Origin of the sequence: Escherichia sp. AM3, from assembly GCF_032029835.1 — a bacterium.
Taxonomy (GTDB): Bacteria; Pseudomonadota; Gammaproteobacteria; order Enterobacterales; family Enterobacteriaceae; genus Escherichia; species Escherichia coli.
This window is the reverse complement of record NZ_JAVUPQ010000009.1, coordinates 1-23116: the sequence shown is the minus strand read 5'-3', so window position 1 is coordinate 23116 and position 23116 is coordinate 1. Positions and strand designations below refer to the sequence as shown.

Below are 23116 nucleotides of genomic sequence, written 5' to 3'. Positions count from 1 at the left end.
ACCGGGCCAGAGGGCAGAAATTAACGCGCGTTCTGCTTGATGAATTCGTGGATGCTGGTGTCCTGAGACATATCAGCGATGGTATCGGTCAGCACACTGTTAACCGCATCGGCGATATTTTTGTTGGAGGCCTGGAACGCACCTTCAACGTTGTAGCTGGCACGATAGTTTTTGGTCATTTTGTTGCCATTCTGCGCGGTAGCGATGATGGCGATATCCGCTTTGGTCGCGATGTTGTAGCGCACGTTGCCCTGGGACACGTCAGCATACAGTTGGCTAACGATGATTTGCAGATTAACCGGGCCATTCGGACCAACCATGTAACCACGCGCGGTCATCTGTTTTTCCAGCACTTCTTGCAGCAGGAAACGCAGATCGCGGGAGGCGGTCAGGGTAACGATTTGATTATCGCGGGTGACTTTTGCCAGCGCCTGATCGGTACGCTGATCGGCACCATTAATGCTTACGGTGACGCCCATCAGGCTTGGATCCTGCTGTGGCAGTGTAATCGTCGGGGAAACTTCAATAGTTGTTGGCGGTTTTGCGCATCCTGCAAGCATAAACAGAGCAACTAACGGGAAGAGGATTTTTTTGAACATGTTCGGGCTCTCAGAGACTCTTAAGCGTGTTTGGTAAAAATTCCCGCCATCATAACATTGCCAACGGCGAGGGGAAGTGGGTAAGGCATGTAAATTCATCATGTTGACGAAATAATCGCCCCTGGTAAAAGAAACACTGATGCGAGGCCTGTGTTTCAATCTTTAAATCAGTAAACTTCATACGCTTGACGGAAAAACCAGGACGAAACCTAAATATTTGTTGTTAAGCTGCAATGGAAACGGTAAAAGCGGCTAGTATTTAAAGGGATGGATGACATCTCAGCGTTGTCGGAGGAGATATTTCATGATGATACGTGAGCGGATAGAAGAAAAATTAAGGGCGGCGTTCCAACCCGTATTCCTCGAAGTAGTGGATGAAAGCTATCGTCACAATGTCCCAGCCGGCTCTGAAAGCCATTTTAAAGTTGTGCTGGTCAGCGATCGTTTTACGGGTGAACGTTTTCTGAATCGTCATCGAATGATTTACAGTACTTTAGCGGAGGAACTCTCTACTACCGTTCATGCGCTGGCTCTGCATACTTACACTATTAAGGAGTGGGAAGGGTTGCAGGACACCGTCTTTGCCTCTCCTCCCTGTCGTGGAGCAGGAAGCATCGCGTAAAAACGCATTTGCAACTGTCGGCGCTTTTCCAGTATGTTGCTAAAGATTTTATGAAAAACGGCCTGCGGGCCGTTTTGTTTTGTCTGGATTTTGCGCTTTTTGCCCAGCATTCAGACGAAAATTGCCCGGGAATTGTGAAAAAATACGCGACAGCGCGCAATAACCGTTCTCGACTCATAAAAGTGATGCCGCTATAATGCCGCGTCCTATTTGAATGCTTTCGGGATGATTCTGGTAACAGGGAATGTGATTGATTATAAGAACATCCCGGTTCCGCGAAGCCAACAACCTGTGCTTGCGGGGTAAGAGTTGACCGAGCACTGTGATTTTTTGAGGTAACAAGATGCAAGTTTCAGTTGAAACCACTCAAGGCCTTGGCCGCCGTGTAACGATTACTATCGCTGCTGACAGCATCGAGACCGCTGTTAAAAGCGAGCTGGTCAACGTTGCGAAAAAAGTACGTATTGACGGCTTCCGCAAAGGCAAAGTGCCAATGAATATCGTTGCTCAGCGTTATGGCGCGTCTGTACGCCAGGACGTTCTGGGTGACCTGATGAGCCGTAACTTCATTGACGCCATCATTAAAGAAAAAATCAATCCGGCTGGCGCACCGACTTATGTTCCGGGCGAATACAAGCTGGGTGAAGACTTCACTTACTCTGTAGAGTTTGAAGTTTATCCGGAAGTTGAACTGCAGGGTCTGGAAGCGATCGAAGTTGAAAAACCGATCGTTGAAGTGACCGACGCTGACGTTGACGGCATGCTGGATACTCTGCGTAAACAGCAGGCGACCTGGAAAGAAAAAGACGGCGCTGTTGAAGCAGAAGACCGCGTAACCATCGACTTCACCGGTTCTGTAGACGGCGAAGAGTTCGAAGGCGGTAAAGCGTCTGATTTCGTACTGGCGATGGGCCAGGGTCGTATGATCCCGGGCTTTGAAGACGGTATCAAAGGCCACAAAGCTGGCGAAGAGTTCACCATCGACGTGACCTTCCCGGAAGAATACCACGCAGAAAACCTGAAAGGTAAAGCAGCGAAATTCGCTATCAACCTGAAGAAAGTTGAAGAGCGTGAACTGCCGGAACTGACTGCAGAATTCATCAAACGTTTCGGCGTTGAAGATGGTTCCGTAGAAGGTCTGCGCGCTGAAGTGCGTAAAAACATGGAGCGCGAGCTGAAGAGCGCCATCCGTAACCGCGTTAAGTCTCAGGCGATCGAAGGTCTGGTAAAAGCTAACGACATCGACGTACCGGCTGCGCTGATCGACAGCGAAATCGACGTTCTGCGTCGCCAGGCTGCACAGCGTTTCGGTGGCAACGAAAAACAAGCTCTGGAACTGCCGCGCGAACTGTTCGAAGAACAGGCTAAACGCCGCGTAGTTGTTGGCCTGCTGCTGGGCGAAGTTATCCGCACCAACGAGCTGAAAGCTGACGAAGAGCGCGTGAAAGGCCTGATCGAAGAGATGGCTTCTGCGTACGAAGATCCGAAAGAAGTTATCGAGTTCTACAGCAAAAACAAAGAACTGATGGACAACATGCGCAATGTTGCTCTGGAAGAACAGGCTGTTGAAGCTGTACTGGCGAAAGCGAAAGTGACTGAAAAAGAAACCACTTTCAACGAGCTGATGAACCAGCAGGCGTAATTTACGCAGCATAACGCGCTAAATTCGCACAAAGGCCCGTCACCGCCAGGTGGTGGGCTTTTTTTTGTCATGAATTTTGCATGGAACCGTGCGAAAAGCCTCTTTCGGTGTTAGCGTAACAACAAAAGATTGTTATGCTTGAAATATGGTGATGCCGTACCCATAACACAGGGACTAGCTGATAATCCGTCCATAAGGTTACAATCGGTACAGCAGGTTTTTTCAATTTTATCCAGGAGACGGAAATGTCATACAGCGGCGAACGAGATAACTTTGCACCCCATATGGCGCTGGTGCCGATGGTCATTGAACAGACCTCACGCGGTGAGCGCTCTTTTGATATCTATTCTCGTCTACTTAAGGAACGCGTCATTTTTCTGACTGGCCAGGTTGAAGACCACATGGCTAACCTGATTGTGGCGCAGATGCTGTTCCTGGAAGCGGAAAACCCAGAAAAAGATATCTATCTGTACATTAACTCCCCAGGCGGGGTGATCACTGCCGGGATGTCTATCTATGACACCATGCAGTTTATCAAGCCTGATGTCAGCACCATCTGTATGGGCCAGGCGGCCTCGATGGGCGCTTTCTTGCTGACCGCAGGGGCAAAAGGTAAACGTTTTTGCCTGCCGAATTCGCGCGTGATGATTCACCAACCGTTGGGCGGCTACCAGGGCCAGGCGACCGATATCGAAATTCATGCCCGTGAAATTCTGAAAGTTAAAGGGCGCATGAATGAACTTATGGCGCTTCATACGGGTCAATCATTAGAACAGATTGAACGTGATACCGAGCGCGATCGCTTCCTTTCCGCCCCTGAAGCGGTGGAATACGGTCTGGTCGATTCGATTCTGACCCATCGTAATTGATGCCAGAGGCGCAACTGTGCCGCTATACTTATCCAGGGCGGCACAACGCTGTAAGCGGCTTGCGCCTGAGAATGGCATTTGCGTCGTCGTGTGCGGCACAAAGAACAAAGAAGAGGTTTTGACCCATGACAGATAAACGCAAAGATGGCTCAGGCAAATTGCTGTATTGCTCTTTTTGCGGCAAAAGCCAGCATGAAGTGCGCAAGCTGATTGCCGGTCCATCCGTGTATATCTGCGACGAATGTGTTGATTTATGTAACGACATCATTCGCGAAGAGATTAAAGAAGTTGCACCGCATCGTGAACGCAGTGCGCTACCGACGCCGCATGAAATTCGCAACCACCTGGACGATTACGTTATCGGCCAGGAACAGGCGAAAAAAGTGCTGGCGGTCGCGGTATACAACCATTACAAACGTCTGCGCAACGGCGATACCAGCAATGGCGTCGAGTTGGGCAAAAGTAACATTCTGCTGATCGGTCCGACCGGTTCCGGTAAAACGCTGCTGGCTGAAACGCTGGCGCGCCTGCTGGATGTTCCGTTCACCATGGCCGACGCGACTACACTGACCGAAGCCGGTTATGTGGGTGAAGACGTTGAAAACATCATTCAGAAGCTGTTGCAGAAATGCGACTACGATGTCCAGAAAGCACAGCGTGGTATTGTCTACATCGATGAAATCGACAAGATTTCTCGTAAGTCAGACAACCCGTCCATTACCCGAGACGTTTCCGGTGAAGGCGTACAGCAGGCACTGTTGAAACTGATCGAAGGTACGGTAGCTGCTGTTCCACCGCAAGGTGGGCGTAAACATCCGCAGCAGGAATTCTTGCAGGTTGATACCTCTAAGATCCTGTTTATTTGTGGCGGTGCGTTTGCCGGTCTGGATAAAGTGATTTCCCATCGTGTAGAAACCGGCTCCGGCATTGGTTTTGGCGCGACGGTAAAAGCGAAGTCCGACAAAGCAAGCGAAGGCGAGCTGCTGGCGCAGGTTGAACCGGAAGATCTGATCAAGTTTGGTCTGATCCCTGAGTTCATTGGTCGTCTGCCGGTTGTCGCAACGTTGAATGAACTGAGCGAAGAAGCTCTGATTCAGATCCTCAAAGAGCCGAAAAACGCCCTGACCAAGCAGTATCAGGCGCTGTTTAATCTGGAAGGCGTGGATCTGGAATTCCGTGACGAGGCGCTGGATGCTATCGCTAAGAAAGCGATGGCGCGTAAAACCGGTGCCCGTGGCCTGCGTTCCATCGTAGAAGCCGCACTGCTCGATACCATGTACGATCTGCCGTCCATGGAAGACGTCGAAAAAGTGGTTATCGACGAGTCGGTAATTGATGGTCAAAGCAAACCGTTGCTGATTTATGGCAAGCCGGAAGCGCAACAGGCATCTGGTGAATAATTAACCATTCCCATACAATTAGTTAACCAAAAAGGGGGGATTTTATCTCCCCTTTAATTTTTCCTCTATTCTCGGCGTTGAATGTGGGGGAAACATCCCCATATACTGACGTACATGTTAATAGATGGCGTGAAGCACAGTCGTGTCATCTGATTACCTGGCGGAAATTAAACTAAGAGAGAGCTCTATGAATCCTGAGCGTTCTGAACGCATTGAAATCCCCGTATTGCCGCTGCGCGATGTGGTGGTTTATCCGCACATGGTCATCCCCTTATTTGTCGGGCGGGAAAAATCTATCCGTTGTCTGGAAGCGGCGATGGACCATGATAAAAAAATTATGCTGGTCGCGCAGAAAGAAGCTTCAACGGATGAGCCGGGTGTAAACGATCTTTTCACCGTCGGGACCGTGGCCTCTATATTGCAGATGCTGAAGCTGCCTGACGGCACCGTCAAAGTGCTGGTCGAGGGGTTACAGCGCGCGCGTATTTCTGCGCTCTCTGACAATGGCGAACACTTTTCTGCGAAGGCGGAGTATCTGGAGTCGCCGACCATTGATGAGCGAGAACAGGAAGTGCTGGTGCGTACTGCAATCAGCCAGTTCGAAGGCTACATCAAGCTGAACAAAAAAATCCCACCAGAAGTGCTGACGTCGTTGAATAGCATCGACGATCCGGCGCGTCTGGCGGATACCATTGCTGCACATATGCCGCTGAAACTGGCTGACAAACAGTCCGTTCTGGAGATGTCCGACGTTAACGAACGTCTGGAATATCTGATGGCAATGATGGAATCGGAAATCGATCTGCTGCAGGTTGAGAAACGCATTCGCAACCGCGTTAAAAAGCAGATGGAGAAATCCCAGCGTGAGTACTATCTGAACGAGCAAATGAAAGCTATTCAGAAAGAACTCGGTGAAATGGACGACGCGCCGGACGAAAACGAAGCCCTGAAGCGCAAAATCGACGCGGCGAAGATGCCGAAAGAAGCAAAAGAGAAAGCGGAAGCAGAGTTGCAGAAGCTGAAAATGATGTCTCCGATGTCGGCAGAAGCGACCGTAGTGCGTGGTTATATCGACTGGATGGTACAGGTGCCGTGGAATGCGCGTAGCAAGGTCAAAAAAGACCTGCGTCAGGCGCAGGAAATCCTTGATACCGACCATTATGGTCTGGAGCGCGTGAAAGATCGAATCCTTGAGTATCTTGCGGTTCAAAGCCGTGTCAACAAAATCAAGGGACCGATCCTCTGCCTGGTAGGGCCGCCGGGGGTAGGTAAAACCTCTCTTGGTCAGTCCATTGCCAAAGCCACCGGGCGTAAATATGTCCGTATGGCGCTGGGCGGCGTGCGTGATGAAGCGGAAATCCGTGGTCACCGCCGTACTTACATCGGTTCTATGCCGGGTAAACTGATCCAGAAAATGGCGAAAGTGGGCGTGAAAAACCCGCTGTTCCTGCTCGATGAGATCGACAAAATGTCTTCTGACATGCGTGGCGATCCGGCCTCTGCACTGCTTGAAGTGCTGGATCCAGAGCAGAACGTAGCGTTCAGCGACCACTACCTGGAAGTGGATTACGATCTCAGCGACGTGATGTTTGTCGCGACGTCGAACTCCATGAACATTCCGGCACCGCTGCTGGATCGTATGGAAGTGATTCGCCTCTCCGGTTATACCGAAGATGAAAAACTGAACATCGCCAAACGTCACCTGCTGCCGAAGCAGATTGAACGTAATGCACTGAAAAAAGGTGAGCTGACCGTCGACGATAGCGCCATTATCGGCATTATTCGTTACTACACCCGTGAGGCGGGCGTGCGTGGTCTGGAGCGTGAAATCTCCAAACTGTGTCGCAAAGCGGTTAAGCAGTTACTGCTCGATAAGTCATTAAAACATATCGAAATTAACGGCGATAACCTGCATGACTATCTCGGTGTTCAGCGTTTCGACTATGGTCGCGCGGATAACGAAAACCGTGTCGGTCAGGTAACCGGTCTGGCGTGGACGGAAGTGGGCGGTGACTTGCTGACCATTGAAACCGCATGTGTTCCGGGTAAAGGCAAACTGACCTATACCGGTTCGCTCGGCGAAGTGATGCAGGAGTCCATTCAGGCGGCGTTAACGGTGGTTCGTGCGCGTGCGGAAAAACTGGGGATCAACCCTGATTTTTACGAAAAACGCGACATCCACGTCCACGTACCGGAAGGTGCGACGCCGAAAGATGGTCCGAGTGCCGGTATTGCTATGTGCACCGCGCTGGTTTCTTGCCTGACCGGTAACCCGGTTCGTGCCGATGTGGCAATGACCGGTGAGATCACTCTGCGTGGTCAGGTACTGCCGATCGGTGGTTTGAAAGAAAAACTCCTGGCAGCGCATCGCGGCGGGATTAAAACAGTGTTAATTCCGTTCGAAAATAAACGCGATCTGGAAGAGATTCCTGACAACGTAATTGCCGATCTGGACATTCATCCTGTGAAGCGCATTGAGGAAGTTCTGACTCTGGCGCTGCAAAATGAACCGTCTGGCATGCAGGTTGTGACTGCAAAATAGTGACCTCGCGCAAAATGCACTAATAAAAACAGGGCTGGCAGGCTAATTCGGGCTTGCCAGCCTTTTTTTGTCTCGCTAAGTTAGATGGCGGATCGGGCTTGCCCTTATTAAGGGGTGTTGTAAGGGGATGGCTGGCCTGATATAACTGCTGCGCGTTCGTACCTTGAAGGATTCAAGTGCGATATAAATTATAAAGAGGAAGAGAAGAGTGAATAAATCTCAATTGATCGACAAGATTGCTGCAGGGGCTGATATCTCTAAAGCTGCGGCTGGCCGTGCGTTAGATGCTATTATTGCTTCCGTAACTGAATCTCTGAAAGAAGGGGATGATGTAGCACTGGTAGGTTTTGGTACTTTTGCCGTTAAAGAGCGTGCTGCCCGTACTGGCCGCAACCCGCAGACCGGTAAAGAGATCACCATCGCTGCTGCTAAAGTACCGAGCTTCCGTGCAGGTAAAGCACTGAAAGACGCGGTAAACTAAGCGTTGTCCCCAGTGGGGATGTGACGAAGTTCAAGGGCGCATCTACTGATGTGCCTTTTTTATTTGTATTCGGTGACTTTCTGCGTCTTGTGGGCTGACAATTGCCCCCGTTTCTTGTCACAATAGGCCTTTGCGCGCATCGATACGTTGCGTGAGGTACACAGTCATCTACAGCGGAGTGTTGTTACACCATGATGGACAGCTTACGCACGGCTGCAAACAGTCTCGTGCTCAAGATTATTTTCGGTATCATTATCGTGTCGTTCATATTGACCGGCGTGAGTGGTTACCTGATTGGCGGAGGCAATAACTACGCCGCAAAAGTGAATGACCAGAAAATCAGCCGTGGGCAATTCGAGAACGCCTTCAACAGCGAGCGTAATCGCATGCAGCAACAGCTGGGCGATCAATACTCCGAGCTGGCAGCGAACGAAGGCTATATGAAAACCCTGCGTCAACAGGTGCTGAATCGTCTGATCGACGAGGCGCTGCTGGATCAGTACGCACGTGAGCTGAAACTGGGTATCAGCGATGAGCAGGTTAAACAGGCGATTTTCGCGACCCCAGCCTTCCAGGTTGACGGCAAATTTGATAACAGCCGCTATAACGGTATCCTCAACCAGATGGGGATGACCGCCGATCAGTACGCCCAGGCGCTGCGTAACCAGCTCACTACCCAACAGCTGATTAACGGCGTTGCCGGTACCGATTTTATGCTGAAAGGTGAAACCGACGAGCTGGCGGCACTGGTCGCGCAACAACGCGTGGTGCGTGAGGCGACTATCGATGTTAACGCGCTGGCGGCGAAGCAGCCTGTGACCGAACAGGAGATTGCCAGCTACTACGAACAAAACAAAAACAATTTCATGACGCCGGAACAATTCCGCGTGAGTTACATCAAGCTGGATGCCGCAACGATGCAGCAACCGGTTAGCGATGCGGATATCCAGAGCTACTACGACCAGCATCAGGATCAATTCACCCAGCCGCAGCGTACCCGCTACAGCATCATCCAGACCAAAACTGAAGATGAAGCGAAAGCGGTACTTGATGAGCTGAATAAAGGCGGTGATTTTGCTGCATTAGCCAAAGAAAAATCTGCCGATATTATCTCTGCTCGTAACGGCGGCGATATGGGTTGGTTAGAAGATGCCACTATCCCGGACGAACTGAAAAATGCTGGTCTGAAAGAAAAAGGCCAACTGTCTGGTGTCATCAAATCTTCGGTCGGTTTCCTGATTGTACGTCTGGACGACATTCAGCCAGCGAAAGTGAAATCGTTAGACGAAGTACGTGACGACATTGCGGCGAAAGTGAAACACGAAAAAGCCCTCGATGCATACTACGCGCTGCAGCAGAAAGTGAGCGATGCGGCAAGCAACGACACCGAGTCTCTGGCCGGTGCAGAGCAAGCTGCCGGCGTTAAAGCCACTCAGACGGGTTGGTTCAGCAAAGATAACCTGCCGGAAGAGTTGAACTTCAAGCCGGTTGCCGACGCTATCTTTAACGGCGGTCTGGTAGGTGAAAACGGCGCGCCGGGCATCAACTCTGACATCATCACCGTAGACGGCGACCGCGCATTCGTGCTGCGCATCAGCGAGCACAAACCGGAAGCGGTGAAACCGTTGGCAGATGTTCAGGAACAAGTTAAGGCACTGGTTCAGCACAACAAAGCTGAACAACAGGCGAAAGTGGATGCTGAGAAACTGCTGGTTGATTTGAAAGCCGGCAAAGGTGCGGAAGCTATGCAGGCTGCCGGTCTGAAATTTGGCGAGCCGAAAACCTTAAGCCGTTCCGGTCGTGACCCGATTAGCCAGGCGGCGTTTGCACTGCCACTGCCAGCGAAAGACAAACCGAGCTACGGTATGGCGACCGATATGCAAGGTAATGTGGTTCTGCTGGCGCTGGATGAAGTGAAACAAGGTTCAATGCCGGAAGATCAGAAAAAAGCGATGGTGCAGGGTATCACCCAGAACAACGCACAAATCGTCTTTGAAGCTCTGATGAGTAACCTGCGTAAAGAGGCGAAAATCAAAATTGGCGATGCGCTGGAACAGCAATAATCCTGAAGCCGCCTCGCAAAAAAATGCGTTGCAGCTGTAACAAGAAAAGGTCGCTTTCGCGGCCTTTTCCATTTCTGAACATTGCCATTTGTTTACTGTTTTCACTGCCGTTAAGGTGATTCCACTGTTAACAAACAAGGAGAAAACAGTATGAAACACGGAATTAAAGCACTGCTCATTACCCTGTCCCTGGCCTGTGCCGGAATGTCTCATAGCGCGCTGGCGGCAGCTTCTGTGGCGAAACCGACAACGGTAGAAACCAAAGCGGAAGCTCCTGCAGCACAAAGTAAAGCAGCAGTACCGGCGAAAGCCAGTGACGAAGAAGGCACCCGGGTCAGCATTAATAATGCCAGCGCGGAAGAGCTAGCCCGCGCGATGAATGGCGTTGGCCTGAAGAAAGCGCAGGCGATTGTCAGTTATCGCGAAGAGTACGGTCCGTTTAAAACGGTGGAGGATCTAAAGCAGGTGCCGGGGATGGGCAATTCGCTGGTGGAACGTAATCTGGCGGTATTAACCCTGTAATTAATTTGCATAGTGGCAATTTTTTGCCAGACTGAAGAGGTCATACCAGTTATGACCTCTGTACTTATAACAACAACGTAAGGTTATTGCGCTATGCAAACACAAATCAAAGTTCGTGGATATCATCTCGACGTTTACCAGCACGTCAACAACGCCCGCTACCTTGAATTTCTCGAAGAAGCCCGCTGGGATGGGTTGGAAAATAGCGACAGTTTTCAGTGGATGACGGCCCATAACATCGCCTTCGTCGTGGTCAATATCAATATTAACTATCGTCGCCCAGCGGTATTAAGTGATCTGTTAACTATTACCAGTCAGTTGCAGCAATTAAACGGTAAAAGCGGCATCTTAAGCCAGGTCATTACACTGGAGCCGGAAGGGCAGGTGGTAGCGGATGCGCTTATTACGTTTGTTTGTATTGATCTTAAAACGCAGAAAGCATTAGCTCTGGAAGGGGAATTGCGCGAAAAGCTGGAGCAGATGGTTAAGTAAACGTTTTGTGGTGCCGGATGCTCAAGCCGCATCCGGCGACACCCGGAATAATTACCTCAACCCGGTTTTCTGCTTCATCGCTGCCATCACCGTCGGTTTATCGGCCAGATAATGATTCAAACCGTTGGCGCGTAAATTACATGCCGCACAATGACCGCAACCGTCGCCTTTAATGCCGTTATAGCAGGTCAACGTTTCGTTACGGACTAAATCCAGTTTGCCGTAATAATCTGCCAGCGCCCAGGTTTCCGCTTTATCAATCCACATCAGCGGCGTTTCAAAACGAATATCTTTCGCCATGCCCAAACTGACGGCATGGTTTAGTGCTTTCACAAACTCATCGCGGCAATCCGGGTAGCCGGAGAAATCCGTTTCACAGACGCCGGTAATTACGGCTTCTGCTTTTACCTGATACGCATATATTGCCGCCAGCGTCAGGAACAAAATATTACGCCCTGGGACAAACGTATTCGGGATGCCATCGGCTTCAGGTTCATAATCAGGCACCGGAATGCTGTCACGTGTCAGGCTGCTGACCGCCAGCTCGTTGAGCAGCGTTACATCAAGAACCTTATGCGCGCGTGCTCCCAGTTTCAGCGCCAGTTCGCGTGCCACGTCGATTTCTGCGCGATGTCGCTGACCGTAATCGAACGTCACGCAATGGACTTCATCATATTGTTGTAATGCCTGCACCAGACAGGTGGTGGAATCCTGGCCTCCACTGAACACAACGACAGCACGTTTCATAGATAATCCTGCTTGAACAATAAAAGCGTTATGGTAACGCCTGCGATTAACCCGGACCAGCTATTCATTGCGACGGCGCGGGAAGCCAGGCTTCGGTAAATTCAAACCAGCCGCGCGGTGTCAGTCGCACACCGTTCACGCCGGGAGGGGCACTAATGCGATAGTGATAGTTGAACAGCGGCGTCAGCGACGCGTCTGCCATTAACTGGCTAAAAACCGCTTTCAGGGCATTAAATCGGTTTTCCTCATCAGGCATTACTTGCACCGCGTCCAGCGTCGATTGCAGATGTGCATATGCTGGAGCGTCGAAAACATGTGGCCACAGTGGATCGCAACGTAGCCATTGCTCCAGAGTATATTCCGGTGCTTCGCCAATTAATCTGTCGCCCATCATGAGGTCTGCGTGTGCCAGTAGGGTCGTGTCGTCCCAGTTTTTTGCGTTATGAAAAATAATTGTGAGTTCACAGCCTTCCGCTGACAGTGTCGCCTGTAGGCGTTCTGCCATGGTATGAAGTTCTATCGGTAGGTGATAAACCAGCGTCAAGGTTTTCGGTAGTTTGACTTCATCCGGTACTTGCCAGTGCGGAATAGTCCAGCCTGGCAGTAATGCATGACTGGCGGTGATCAGGTTTTCTCCGACTTCTAACGTTTGTAATAAACCGGATTGATGAATAATGGAGATCACTTTTCGCGCCTGCCAGAGGGAGAGTCGGGGACTTTTGCGCAACGTTAAATAGCAAAAACCTAAACTGATGCCACTACTGACCTGGCTGACCCGTTGCAGCTCCTCCGGTTTGCCGATGGTGATTTGCACGGGATGCCGACAACTGGTTCCCAAATCTTTTTCGAAAAGCGGCGGAGTTATCCAGTACTCAACCGCTTTAAGCAGCGGATGACGCAAATGGTAATAATCATGGCTCTCCAGGCGCACCAGCTCCGCTGTGAATTGTGTTAAGCGAAAAGGACCAGTGCCGATCAGTGGGAATTGCGGATGCACCAGATGGCTGCAATAGCTCGCCAGCCGGTGCGCAAGCCAGTAATCGGGGCGATGTAAAAAGAAGGTCAGACACTGCGGATGGGTGACTTCAATACGCTTCACGCTAATAAATAATTGATCCAGTGCTGGCAGTTGTAACAGCATCAATAATCGCTGGTGTAAGTGTGAGGCTTTTACTGCATCGCCGTTATGCCAGTGTAGGGTTGAACGAAGATAAAAGTCCCAGCGTAACCCGTCAGTAGAGGTTTCCCAGTGATGCGCTAAATCGCCAATCGGGCGCTGAGTATTATTATCGAAGCGGGTCAGGCCGGAAAATATCTGCCCGGCGAGATGCTGCTCGGCACGGCCGGGCAAAAAGCCTGGTTGTAGCGGTTCGAGCGGGCGATAGTAGGGAATACGCAACGTGGGTGTATCGTTTTGCCATTGTCCGCCCATAAACGGCTGTAACAGAGTGCGCAGCTCACCTGGGGCCAGTTGCGCCAGCTCCAGCACATCTTGCTGCTTTCCGGTTTCCAGTGCCTGTTCCATCATCGCATTGCGTAGCGATTCCGGCGTGACCAGAAAGCGTAATTGTCCGCGCTTTCCGCGTCCTGACTGCGCCTGCCACTCCAGCCATCCCGCCTCCTGTGCCTGACGCAACAGCGTACGAACATGGCGTTCGCTGCAAAAACAGCGTTCGGCCAGTTCGCTGACGGTGACGGTTTGCGGCTTTCCGGCTGAAGGTTGCCACAGACGTTGATACTGGTTAAGACGGTTGAGCAATCGCATATAAACCCGGAACAATATTATTTCACTATTCACTATTACTTCCGTATATATCAGGTGATACTCAATCACCATTAACCGTGTCACAGAGTGGAGAAAGAAATGGCTCGTCTGGCAGCATTTGATATGGATGGCACTTTATTGATGCCTGACCATCATTTAGGTGAGAAAACCCTCTCTACTTTGGCGCGACTGCGTGAACGCGACATTACCCTCACTTTTGCCACGGGGCGTCATGCGCTGGAGATGCAGCATATTCTCGGGGCGCTATCGCTGGATGCATATTTGATTACCGGCAACGGAACGCGCGTGCATTCTCTGGAAGGTGAACTTTTACATCGTGATGATTTACCTGCGGATGTCGCGGAGCTGGTGCTGTATCAGCAATGGGATACCCGAGCCAGCATGCATATCTTCAATGACGACGGTTGGTTTACCGGGAAAGAGATCCCTGCGTTGTTGCAGGCATTTGTCTATAGCGGTTTTCGTTATCAGATAATCGATGTCAAAAAAATGCCACTCGGCAGCGTCACCAAGATCTGCTTCTGTGGCGATCACGACGATCTTACACGCTTGCAGATCCAGCTATACGAAGCATTAGGCGAGCGTGCACATTTGTGTTTTTCCGCCACGGATTGCCTCGAAGTGCTGCCGGTGGGCTGCAATAAAGGCGCTGCATTGACGGTGCTGACCCAACATTTAGGTTTATCGTTGCGCGATTGCATGGCCTTTGGTGATGCGATGAACGATCGCGAAATGTTAGGCAGCGTCGGTAGCGGATTTATTATGGGCAATGCGATGCCGCAACTGCGCGCGGAGCTCCCGCATTTACCGGTGATTGGACATTGCCGAAATCAGGCTGTCTCTCACTATTTGACGCACTGGCTGGACTATCCACATCTACCTTATTCCCCCGAATAACGAGATCCCTTCCAGCACCGGGCAATTGCCCGGTTTTTTTTGCGTTGAATTTGTCATTTTGTGCCGTGGTGTTTAAACCGCACAGAATAAATTGTCGTGATTTCACCTTTAAAATAGAATTAAAAGAGAAAAAAATTCTCTGTGGAAGGGCTATGTTAGATAAAATTGACCGTAAGCTGCTGGCCTTACTGCAGCAGGATTGCACCCTCTCTTTGCAGGCACTGGCTGAAGCCGTTAATCTGACAACCACCCCTTGCTGGAAGCGCCTGAAACGGCTGGAGGACGACGGTATCCTTATCGGCAAAGTCGCCCTGCTGGATCCGGAAAAAATAGGCCTCGGCCTGACCGCTTTTGTGCTGATAAAAACGCAACATCACAGCAGCGAATGGTATTGCCGCTTTGTCACGGTGGTTACCGAAATGCCAGAAGTGCTGGGGTTCTGGCGCATGGCTGGTGAATACGATTATCTGATGCGCGTCCAGGTTGCCGACATGAAACGCTACGACGAGTTTTATAAGCGTCTGGTAAACAGCGTGCCGGGGCTGTCGGACGTCACTTCCAGCTTCGCGATGGAACAGATTAAATACACCACTTCTTTACCCATCGAATAAATATCCAGAATCAGGTCAGGACACAACGCGTGCGATTATTTGCTCAATTAAGCTGGTATTTCCGTCGGGAATGGCGTCGCTATCTCGGGGCTGTCGCCTTGCTTGTCATTATCGCGATGCTGCAACTGGTTCCACCAAAAGTGGTTGGTATTGTTGTCGATGGCGTGACAGAACAACACTTTACTACCGGGCAGATCCTGATGTGGATCGCCACCATGGTGCTGATTGCCGTTGTGGTTTATCTCCTGCGTTACGTCTGGCGCGTATTGCTGTTTGGTGCGTCTTATCAACTGGCTGTTGAACTGCGTGAAGATTATTACCGTCAGCTAAGCCGGCAGCATCCTGAGTTTTACCTGCGTCATCGCACGGGTGACCTCATGGCTCGTGCGACTAATGACGTCGATCGCGTCGTGTTTGCCGCCGGAGAAGGGGTGCTGACGCTGGTGGATTCACTGGTAATGGGCTGCGCTGTGTTGATTATGATGTCTACGCAAATTAGCTGGCAGTTGACCTTATTTGCCCTGTTACCGATGCCAGTGATGGCGATCATGATTAAGCGCAACGGCGATGCTTTGCATGAACGCTTTAAGCTGGCACAGGCGGCGTTTTCCAGTCTTAATGACCGCACCCAGGAAAGCCTCACCAGTATCCGCATGATCAAAGCCTTTGGTCTGGAAGATCGCCAGTCGGCGTTATTTGCCGCGGATGCCGAAGATACCGGCAAAAAAAACATGCGGGTGGCGCGTATTGATGCTCGTTTCGACCCGACCATCTATATCGCGATTGGTATGGCGAACTTGCTGGCGATTGGCGGCGGTAGTTGGATGGTGGTGCAGGGCAGTTTAACGCTGGGCCAGCTCACCAGTTTTATGATGTATTTAGGTCTGATGATTTGGCCAATGCTGGCGCTGGCATGGATGTTTAACATTGTGGAACGTGGTAGTGCTGCGTACAGCCGTATTCGCGCGATGCTGGCGGAAGCGCCGGTGGTGAACGATGGTAGCGAACCCGTGCCGGAAGGGCGTGGCGAACTGGATGTAAATATTCACCAGTTCACGTATCCGCAGACTGACCATCCTGCGCTGGAAAACGTTAATTTCGCCCTGAAACCCGGTCAGATGCTGGGTATCTGCGGGCCGACTGGTTCCGGCAAAAGTACCCTGTTGTCGCTCATTCAGCGTCATTTCGACGTCAGCGAGGGGGATATTCGCTTTCATGATATTCCTCTGACGAAGTTACAACTCGATAGCTGGCGTAGCCGCCTGGCGGTAGTTAGCCAGACGCCATTCCTTTTTTCTGACACTGTGGCGAATAACATCGCGCTGGGTTGCCCGAATGCCACCCAGCAAGAGATTGAGCATGTCGCGCGGTTAGCCAGCGTACATGACGATATTTTGCGTCTACCGCAAGGTTACGATACAGAGGTGGGCGAGCGCGGTGTGATGCTTTCCGGCGGGCAAAAACAGCGTATCTCCATTGCTCGTGCGTTATTAGTCAACGCGGAAATCCTCATCCTTGATGATGCGCTTTCGGCGGTGGACGGACGCACTGAGCACCAGATCCTGCATAACCTGCGTCAGTGGGGGCAGGGAAGAACGGTAATCATCAGTGCCCATCGCCTTTCTGCACTGACGGAAGCCAGTGAAATTATTGTGATGCAGCACGGACATATCGCCCAGCGTGGCAATCATGATGTGCTGGCACAACAAAGCGGCTGGTATCGCGATATGTATCGCTATCAACAACTGGAGGCGGCGCTCGACGACGCTCCGGAAAATCGCGAGGAGGCCGTCGATGCGTAGTTTTAGCCAACTGTGGCCGACTCTCAAGCGCCTGTTAGCGTACGGTTCACCGTGGCGTAAACCGCTGGGGATTGCGGTCCTGATGATGTGGGTTGCGGCGGCGGCAGAAGTCAGTGGGCCGCTGCTTATCAGCTATTTTATCGACAATATGGTAGCGAAAAATAACCTGCCGTTGAAAGTGGTTGCAGGGCTGGCTGCGGCGTATGTTGGGCTGCAACTGTTTGCCGCCGGGCTACATTACGCGCAGTCGCTGCTGTTTAATCGGGCGGCAGTAGGCGTAGTGCAACAGTTGCGTACCGACGTGATGGATGCTGCGTTACGCCAGCCATTAAGCGAGTTTGATACCCAACCCGTCGGGCAGGTGATTTCCCGCGTCACTAATGACACTGAAGTGATCCGCGATCTCTACGTTACCGTAGTGGCAACTGTCCTGCGCAGTGCCGCGCTGGTGGGCGCGATGCTGGTGGCGATGTTCAGCCTCGACTGGCGAATGGCACTGGTGGCGATAATGATTTTCCCGGTGGTGCTGGTGGTAATGGTGATATACCAGCGTTACAGCACGCCGATTGTCCGTCGTGTGCGCGCCTATCTGGCGGATATCAACGACGGCTTTAACGAAATCATCAATGGCATGAGCGTTATCCAGCAGTTTCGTCAGCAGGCGCGATTTGGCGAACGTATGGGGGAGGCCAGTCGTTCACACTATATGGCGAGGATGCAAACCCTGCGCCTCGACGGTTTTCTGCTGCGTCCGCTGCTGAGTCTGTTTTCATCGCTCATTCTTTGTGGCTTGTTGATGCTGTTTGGCTTCTCCGCCAGCGGCACCATTGAAGTGGGCGTGCTGTATGCGTTTATCAGCTATCTTGGGCGACTTAACGAACCATTAATCGAACTGACCACGCAACAGGCGATGCTGCAACAGGCTGTTGTTGCTGGTGAGCGCGTGTTTGAACTGATGGACGGACCGCGCCAGCAATATGGCAATGATGATCGCCCGTTACAGAGTGGCACCATCGAAGTCGATAACGTGTCATTTGCTTATCGCGATGACAATCTGGTGCTAAAGAACATTAATCTCTCTGTGCCTTCGCGCAATTTTGTGGCGCTGGTCGGGCATACCGGCAGTGGCAAAAGCACCCTCGCCAGTTTATTGATGGGCTATTACCCGCTAACGGAAGGTGAGATTCGCCTTGATGGTCGTCCATTAAGTTCGCTAAGTCACAGCGCGCTGCGCCAGGGCGTGGCAATGGTGCAGCAAGATCCGGTGGTGCTGGCGGATACCTTCCTCGCCAACGTGACGCTGGGGCGGGATATCTCCGAAGAACGCGTCTGGCAGGCGCTGGAAACCGTGCAACTGGCGGAGCTGGCGCGTAGCATGAGCGACGGTATTTACACGCCGCTGGGCGAGCAGGGGAATAATCTCTCAGTTGGGCAAAAGCAACTGCTGGCACTGGCGCGCGTGCTGGTCGAGACGCCGCAAATCCTGATCCTTGATGAGGCAACCGCCAGCATTGACTCCGGTACTGAACAGGCGATTCAACATGCTCTGGCGGCGGTGCGTGAACATACCACGCTGGTAGTGATTGCTCACCGCTTATCGACCATTGTTGATGCCGACACCATTCTGGTGCTTCATCGTGGGCAAGCCGTGGAGCAGGGCACTCACCAGCAACTGCTGGCGGCCCAGGGACGCTACTGGCAGATGTATCAACTGCAACTTGCGGGCGAAGAGCTGGCAGCCAGCGTGCGTGAAGAGGAATCATTGAGCGCCTGAATAGCGCAATATTTCATCGTTGGTGCAAAAATGTAACGCACTGTGCACTGTCATAGTGCGTTTTCATTTTCAAACTTCTTAACTTCCTGCTCTCTTTCTCGTTTTTCATTTCTGGCACACCGCTTGCAATACCTTCTTCGTGTAGCAGAACCATTACCGAATTCTGACCGGAGGGGATCTATGAAGCTGGTGACCGTGATAATCAAACCATTCAAGCTGGAAGACGTTCGTGAAGCGTTATCTTCCATTGGTATTCAGGGCCTGACCGTCACCGAAGTGAAAGGTTTCGGGCGTCAGAAAGGGCATGCCGAGCTGTACCGGGGGGCGGAATACAGCGTCAATTTCCTGCCAAAAGTAAAAATTGATGTGGCGATTGCTGATGACCAACTCGATGAAGTGATCGATATCGTCAGTAAGGCGGCTTACACCGGAAAAATTGGCGACGGCAAAATCTTCGTCGCTGAATTGCAACGCGTCATTCGTATTCGTACCGGCGAAGCCGACGAAGCGGCGCTGTAATCTCTGGCACACAGCAACAGGAACGAAAAATGAAGATAGCGACGATAAAAACTGGGCTTGCTTCACTGGCGATGCTTCCGGGACTGGTAATGGCTGCACCTGCGGTGGCCGATAAAGCCGACAATGCGTTTATGATGATTTGTACTGCGCTGGTGCTGTTTATGACTATTCCGGGGATTGCCCTGTTTTACGGTGGGTTGATTCGCGGCAAAAACGTGCTGTCGATGCTGACGCAGGTGACGGTGACATTTGCACTGGTCTGTATTCTCTGGGTGGTTTACGGTTACTCGCTGGCGTTTGGTGAGGGCAACAACTTCTTCGGCAACATTAACTGGTTGATGCTGAAAAACATCGAACTGACGGCGGTGATGGGCAGCATTTATCAGTATATCCACGTGGCGTTTCAGGGATCGTTTGCCTGCATTACCGTCGGCTTGATAGTTGGGGCGCTGGCGGAACGAATCCGCTTCTCAGCAGTGTTGATTTTCGTGGTGGTATGGCTGACGCTCTCTTACATTCCGATTGCGCATATGGTGTGGGGCGGTGGTTTGCTGGCTTCTCACGGTGCGCTGGATTTCGCGGGTGGCACCGTGGTGCACATTAACGCCGCAATCGCCGGTCTGGTGGGCGCGTATCTGATAGGAAAACGCGTGGGCTTCGGTAAAGAGGCGTTTAAACCGCACAACCTGCCGATGGTCTTCACCGGGACTGCCATTCTCTATATAGGTTGGTTTGGCTTTAACGCCGGGTCAGCGGGCACGGCGAATGAAATCGCGGCACTGGCATTTGTGAATACTGTGGTCGCAACGGCGGCGGCAATTCTTGGCTGGATCTTCGGTGAATGGGCGCTGCGTGGTAAGCCTTCACTGCTGGGGGCGTGTTCTGGCGCGATTGCCGGTCTGGTCGGCGTGACGCCAGCCTGCGGCTACATTGGGGTTGGCGGCGCGTTGATTATCGGCGTGGTAGCTGGTCTGGCGGGCTTGTGGGGCGTTACCATGCTCAAACGCTTGCTGCGGGTGGATGATCCCTGCGATGTCTTCGGTGTGCACGGCGTTTGTGGCATTGTCGGCTGTATCATGACCGGGATTTTTGCCGCCAGCTCGCTGGGCGGCGTGGGCTTCGCTGAAGGTGTGACGATGGGGCATCAGTTGCTGGTACAGCTGGAAAGCATCGCCATTACGATCGTCTGGTCCGGTGTTGTGGCATTTATCGGCTACAAATTGGCGGATCTGACGGTTGGTCTGCGTGTACCGGAAGAGCAGGAGCGAGAAGGGCTGGATGTCAACAGCCACGGCGAGAATGCCTATAACGCGTAACAAGCACTGCAAAAAACAGCCGGACGGTTTTCACCTCCGGCTATTTTTTTAATTGTGATTACGCATCACCCCTTCCTGAACGGTCGAGGCAACCAGTACGCCGTCTTGGGTATAAAACTCACCGCGCACAAAGCCACGTGCGCTGGACGCCGAGGTGCTCTCCACGCTATACAGCAGCCATTCATTCAAATTAAACGGGCGATGGAACCACATGGAATGGTCAATGGTGGCAATCTGAATCCCCGGTTCGAGAAAACCGATGCCGTGCGGCTGTAGAGCTACCGGCAGGAAGTTAAGATCAGAAGCGTAACCGAGCAGATACTGATGAACGCGCAGGTCATCCGGCACGCTACCATTTGCGCGGATCCACACCTGACGATGTGGTTCTGCGACGTGACCTTTCAGTGGGTTATGAAACTCCACCGGACGGACTTCCAGCGGACGATCGCAGATGAATTTATCTTTCAGCACTGGCGGCAGCAGGTGCGCCAGCGATTGGGCGATTTGCGTTTCCGAAGGTAGGCCATCAGGCGCTGGCGCGGACGGCATTGTTTTTTGATGTTCGAAACCCGCTTCTGGTGCCTGGAAAGAGGCAGTCATATAAAAAATCGGTTTGCCGTTTTGAATAGCAGCAACCCGGCGGGCGCTGAAGCTGTTACCGTCACGCAGCGTTTCGACATCATAAATAATCGGCTTCTTACTATCGCCAGGGCGAAGAAAGTAGCTGTGAAACGAATGTACCAGCCGCTCTTCAGGGACGGTCTCTTTTGCAGCATACAAGGCCTGACCCACGACCTGGCCGCCAAACACCTGGCGTAAACCTAAATCTTCACTCTGGCCGCGAAAGAGTCCTTCCTCAATTTTTTCCAGATTTAACAATGTCAGTAAATTTTTTAGCGCCTGACTCATATAACTCTCCAGTAACAAAGCTGCCGCAGCAAGCCAAAGTGAGTTGAGTATAACGCAAATTTGCTACTGGTCCGATGGGTGCAATGGTCTGAATTACGGGCTAATTACAGGCAGAAATGCGTGATGTGTGCCACACTTGTTGACGTTACTATTTTGTTAACCACTCTTCCGGCGAGGAAAGTTAGCCCGCTGGTGCATTGATAATAAGGAGAAATGAATGAAACTCGTGCACATGGCCAGTGGTTTAGCGGTTGCGATTGCGTTGGCGGCTTGCGCAGATAAAAGCGCGGATATTCAGACGCCAGCACCGGCTGCAAATACGTCTATTTCAGCAACACAACAACCAGCTATCCAGCAACCGAATGTCTCCGGTACCGTCTGGATCCGTCAGAAAGTCGCACTGCCGCCTGATGCTGTGCTGACCGTGACACTTTCTGACGCGTCGTTAGCCGATGCACCGTCAAAAGTGCTGGCGCAGAAAGCGGTGCGTACTGAAGGTAAACAGTCACCATTCAGCTTTGTTCTGCCATTTAACCCGGCAGATGTTCAGCCGAACGCGCGTATTCTGTTGAGTGCGGCGATTACCGTGAATGACAAACTGGTATTTATCACCGATACCGTTCAGCCGGTGATCAACCAGGGCGGAACTAAAGCCGACCTGACATTGGTGCCGGTACAGCAAACCGCCGTGCCGGTTCAGGCCAGCGGTGGCGCAACGACTACCGTACCTTCGACTTCACCAACTCAGGTGAATCCGTCTTCGGCAGTTCCAGCTCCTACGCAATATTAAGCGACGTTAACCCTCTCCGCCCGGAGAGGGTTAGTAGTTCCAGCGATAACGCTGCAAGTCGATTTGCCCGCTTCCCGATACCATCACACCTTCTGCCAGTAATGCCTGTCGCTGACGCTGTAAATCCGGTCCGGTTAGCGAAATTGTGCCGTGGCGATTAACCACCCGGTGCCAGGGTAAGGTGCTGCCTTCAGGGAGACGCTTTAACACACCGCCCACCTGGCGCGCGGCGCGGGGCGATCCCGCCAGTTTCGCCACATCACCGTAAGTGGTGACATAGCCTTCGGGAATAGCGGCGACGATTTGCCAGACGCGTTGGGGAAATGAATCTTCTTTTTCCATCTTTTCTTCCTGAGGTAATTTTTCAGCATAATCTGGAAAAACGCCCGAGTGAAGTCGCATTGCGCAAGAAACCAGCATCTGGCACACGATGGGTTGCAATTAGCCGGGGCAGCAGTGATAATGCGCCTGCGCGTTGGTTCTCAACGCTCTCAATGGGGGCTCTGTTGGTTCTCCCGCAACGCTACTCTGTTTACCAGGTCAGGTCCGGAAGGAAGCAGCCAAGGCAGATGACGCGTGTGCCGGGATGTAGCTGGCAGGGCCCCCACCCAATTCAGGGTAAGTACTTGATAGATAATGTCTAAAGTACTGAAATCTCTCCCCCATAGCCTTAGTGGTACAAACACTGTGTATCACCAGTAGGCTACATGATGTCCCTTATGCTCTCCCGTCA

At 51.8% G+C, this 23116-nt stretch carries 21 protein-coding genes and 1 other RNA gene; 17 read left to right on the top strand and 5 right to left on the bottom strand.

Annotated features, from left to right (window positions below):
• Positions 1 to 20: 20 nt before the first annotated feature.
• Positions 21 to 599 carry a lipoprotein gene (locus tag RTW80_RS06190; RefSeq protein WP_001295326.1) on the bottom strand — a complete coding sequence of 193 codons (579 nt, stop codon included), beginning with the start codon at positions 597 to 599 and terminating at the stop codon, positions 21 to 23.
• A 304-nt stretch (positions 600 to 903) separates the two neighbouring features.
• On the opposite strand from RTW80_RS06190, the gene bolA reads away from it, so the two are divergent.
• From bolA to fadM, 9 genes are all read left to right on the top strand, one after another.
• Complete coding sequence (gene bolA / locus RTW80_RS06185; RefSeq protein ID WP_000973448.1) at positions 904 to 1221, top strand: transcriptional regulator BolA; 318 nt, start codon at positions 904 to 906, stop codon at positions 1219 to 1221.
• Between the two features lie 343 nt (positions 1222 to 1564).
• Entirely contained in the window at positions 1565 to 2863 is a 1299-nt protein-coding gene (gene tig / locus RTW80_RS06180) for a trigger factor (protein ID WP_001198386.1), read from the top strand.
• Between the two features lie 245 nt (positions 2864 to 3108).
• Positions 3109 to 3732 (top strand): ATP-dependent Clp endopeptidase proteolytic subunit ClpP, encoded by a 624-nt coding sequence (clpP, locus tag RTW80_RS06175; protein ID WP_000122253.1) that lies wholly within the window; start codon positions 3109 to 3111, stop codon positions 3730 to 3732.
• 125 nt (positions 3733 to 3857) lie between these two features.
• Positions 3858 to 5132: an ATP-dependent protease ATP-binding subunit ClpX gene (gene clpX, locus RTW80_RS06170; RefSeq protein WP_000130305.1), complete on the top strand. Its 1275-nt coding sequence runs from the start codon at positions 3858 to 3860 to the stop codon at positions 5130 to 5132.
• 187 nt (positions 5133 to 5319) lie between these two features.
• On the top strand, positions 5320 to 7674 hold the full coding sequence (lon, locus tag RTW80_RS06165) for an endopeptidase La (protein WP_001295325.1): 2355 nt from the start codon (positions 5320 to 5322) through the stop codon (positions 7672 to 7674).
• Between the two features lie 190 nt (positions 7675 to 7864).
• A complete protein-coding gene (gene hupB / locus RTW80_RS06160; protein WP_254892905.1) occupies positions 7865 to 8155 on the top strand; it encodes a nucleoid-associated protein HU-beta in 291 nt (96 codons plus the stop codon).
• Between the two features lie 191 nt (positions 8156 to 8346).
• Positions 8347 to 10218 (top strand): peptidylprolyl isomerase, encoded by a 1872-nt coding sequence (gene ppiD / locus RTW80_RS06155; RefSeq protein ID WP_000969414.1) that lies wholly within the window; start codon positions 8347 to 8349, stop codon positions 10216 to 10218.
• Positions 10219 to 10368: 150 nt separating this feature from the next.
• The gene (locus tag RTW80_RS06150) at positions 10369 to 10740 is read left to right on the top strand and encodes a helix-hairpin-helix domain-containing protein (protein WP_000680314.1); all 372 of its coding nucleotides are present in this window, start codon (positions 10369 to 10371) and stop codon (positions 10738 to 10740) included.
• A gap of 93 nt (positions 10741 to 10833) precedes the next feature.
• Positions 10834 to 11232, top strand: coding sequence for a long-chain acyl-CoA thioesterase FadM (gene fadM / locus RTW80_RS06145; RefSeq protein WP_001194534.1), 399 nt, complete (start codon positions 10834 to 10836; stop codon positions 11230 to 11232).
• 51 nt (positions 11233 to 11283) lie between these two features.
• On the opposite strand, the gene queC is transcribed toward fadM, so the two are convergent.
• Together queC and RTW80_RS06135 are read right to left on the bottom strand one after the other, a co-directional pair.
• Entirely contained in the window at positions 11284 to 11979 is a 696-nt protein-coding gene (gene queC, locus RTW80_RS06140; protein ID WP_000817229.1) for a 7-cyano-7-deazaguanine synthase QueC, read from the bottom strand.
• 64 nt (positions 11980 to 12043) lie between these two features.
• Positions 12044 to 13744 carry an SgrR family transcriptional regulator gene (locus RTW80_RS06135; protein WP_032247495.1) on the bottom strand — a complete coding sequence of 567 codons (1701 nt, stop codon included), beginning with the start codon at positions 13742 to 13744 and terminating at the stop codon, positions 12044 to 12046.
• Between the two features lie 99 nt (positions 13745 to 13843).
• On the opposite strand from RTW80_RS06135, the gene cof reads away from it, so the two are divergent.
• The 6 genes from cof (at position 13844) to amtB (ending at position 20684) form a co-directional block, all read left to right on the top strand.
• Positions 13844 to 14662, top strand: coding sequence for an HMP-PP phosphatase (gene cof / locus RTW80_RS06130; protein WP_000113027.1), 819 nt, complete (start codon positions 13844 to 13846; stop codon positions 14660 to 14662).
• A 152-nt stretch (positions 14663 to 14814) separates the two neighbouring features.
• Positions 14815 to 15273, top strand: a complete 459-nt coding sequence (gene decR, locus RTW80_RS06125; protein WP_000884589.1) for a DNA-binding transcriptional regulator DecR — start codon at positions 14815 to 14817, stop codon at positions 15271 to 15273.
• Positions 15274 to 15302: 29 nt separating this feature from the next.
• Positions 15303 to 17075 carry a SmdA family multidrug ABC transporter permease/ATP-binding protein gene (locus RTW80_RS06120; protein ID WP_001235611.1) on the top strand — a complete coding sequence of 591 codons (1773 nt, stop codon included), beginning with the start codon at positions 15303 to 15305 and terminating at the stop codon, positions 17073 to 17075.
• Entirely contained in the window at positions 17068 to 18849 is a 1782-nt protein-coding gene (locus RTW80_RS06115) for a SmdB family multidrug efflux ABC transporter permease/ATP-binding protein (protein WP_001256201.1), read from the top strand. The genes RTW80_RS06120 and RTW80_RS06115 overlap by 8 nt, the downstream gene beginning before the upstream one ends.
• Before the next feature lie 180 nt (positions 18850 to 19029).
• Entirely contained in the window at positions 19030 to 19368 is a 339-nt protein-coding gene (gene glnK / locus RTW80_RS06110) for a P-II family nitrogen regulator (RefSeq protein ID WP_000780338.1), read from the top strand.
• A 29-nt stretch (positions 19369 to 19397) separates the two neighbouring features.
• A complete protein-coding gene (amtB, locus tag RTW80_RS06105; RefSeq protein WP_000685029.1) occupies positions 19398 to 20684 on the top strand; it encodes an ammonium transporter AmtB in 1287 nt (428 codons plus the stop codon).
• Between the two features lie 48 nt (positions 20685 to 20732).
• Here amtB and tesB read toward each other — a convergent pair whose 3' ends face one another.
• The gene (tesB, locus tag RTW80_RS06100) at positions 20733 to 21593 is read right to left on the bottom strand and encodes an acyl-CoA thioesterase II (RefSeq protein WP_000075876.1); all 861 of its coding nucleotides are present in this window, start codon (positions 21591 to 21593) and stop codon (positions 20733 to 20735) included.
• A 217-nt stretch (positions 21594 to 21810) separates the two neighbouring features.
• On the opposite strand from tesB, the gene RTW80_RS06095 reads away from it, so the two are divergent.
• Positions 21811 to 22383 carry a YbaY family lipoprotein gene (locus RTW80_RS06095; RefSeq protein WP_000779831.1) on the top strand — a complete coding sequence of 191 codons (573 nt, stop codon included), beginning with the start codon at positions 21811 to 21813 and terminating at the stop codon, positions 22381 to 22383.
• A 30-nt stretch (positions 22384 to 22413) separates the two neighbouring features.
• Here RTW80_RS06095 and RTW80_RS06090 read toward each other — a convergent pair whose 3' ends face one another.
• Positions 22414 to 22725: an MGMT family protein gene (locus RTW80_RS06090; protein ID WP_000409911.1), complete on the bottom strand. Its 312-nt coding sequence runs from the start codon at positions 22723 to 22725 to the stop codon at positions 22414 to 22416.
• Between the two features lie 162 nt (positions 22726 to 22887).
• Between RTW80_RS06090 and ffs the strand changes: the two genes are divergently transcribed.
• Positions 22888 to 22984, top strand: an RNA gene (gene ffs / locus RTW80_RS06085) — signal recognition particle sRNA small type.
• Positions 22985 to 23116: the final 132 nt, after the last annotated feature.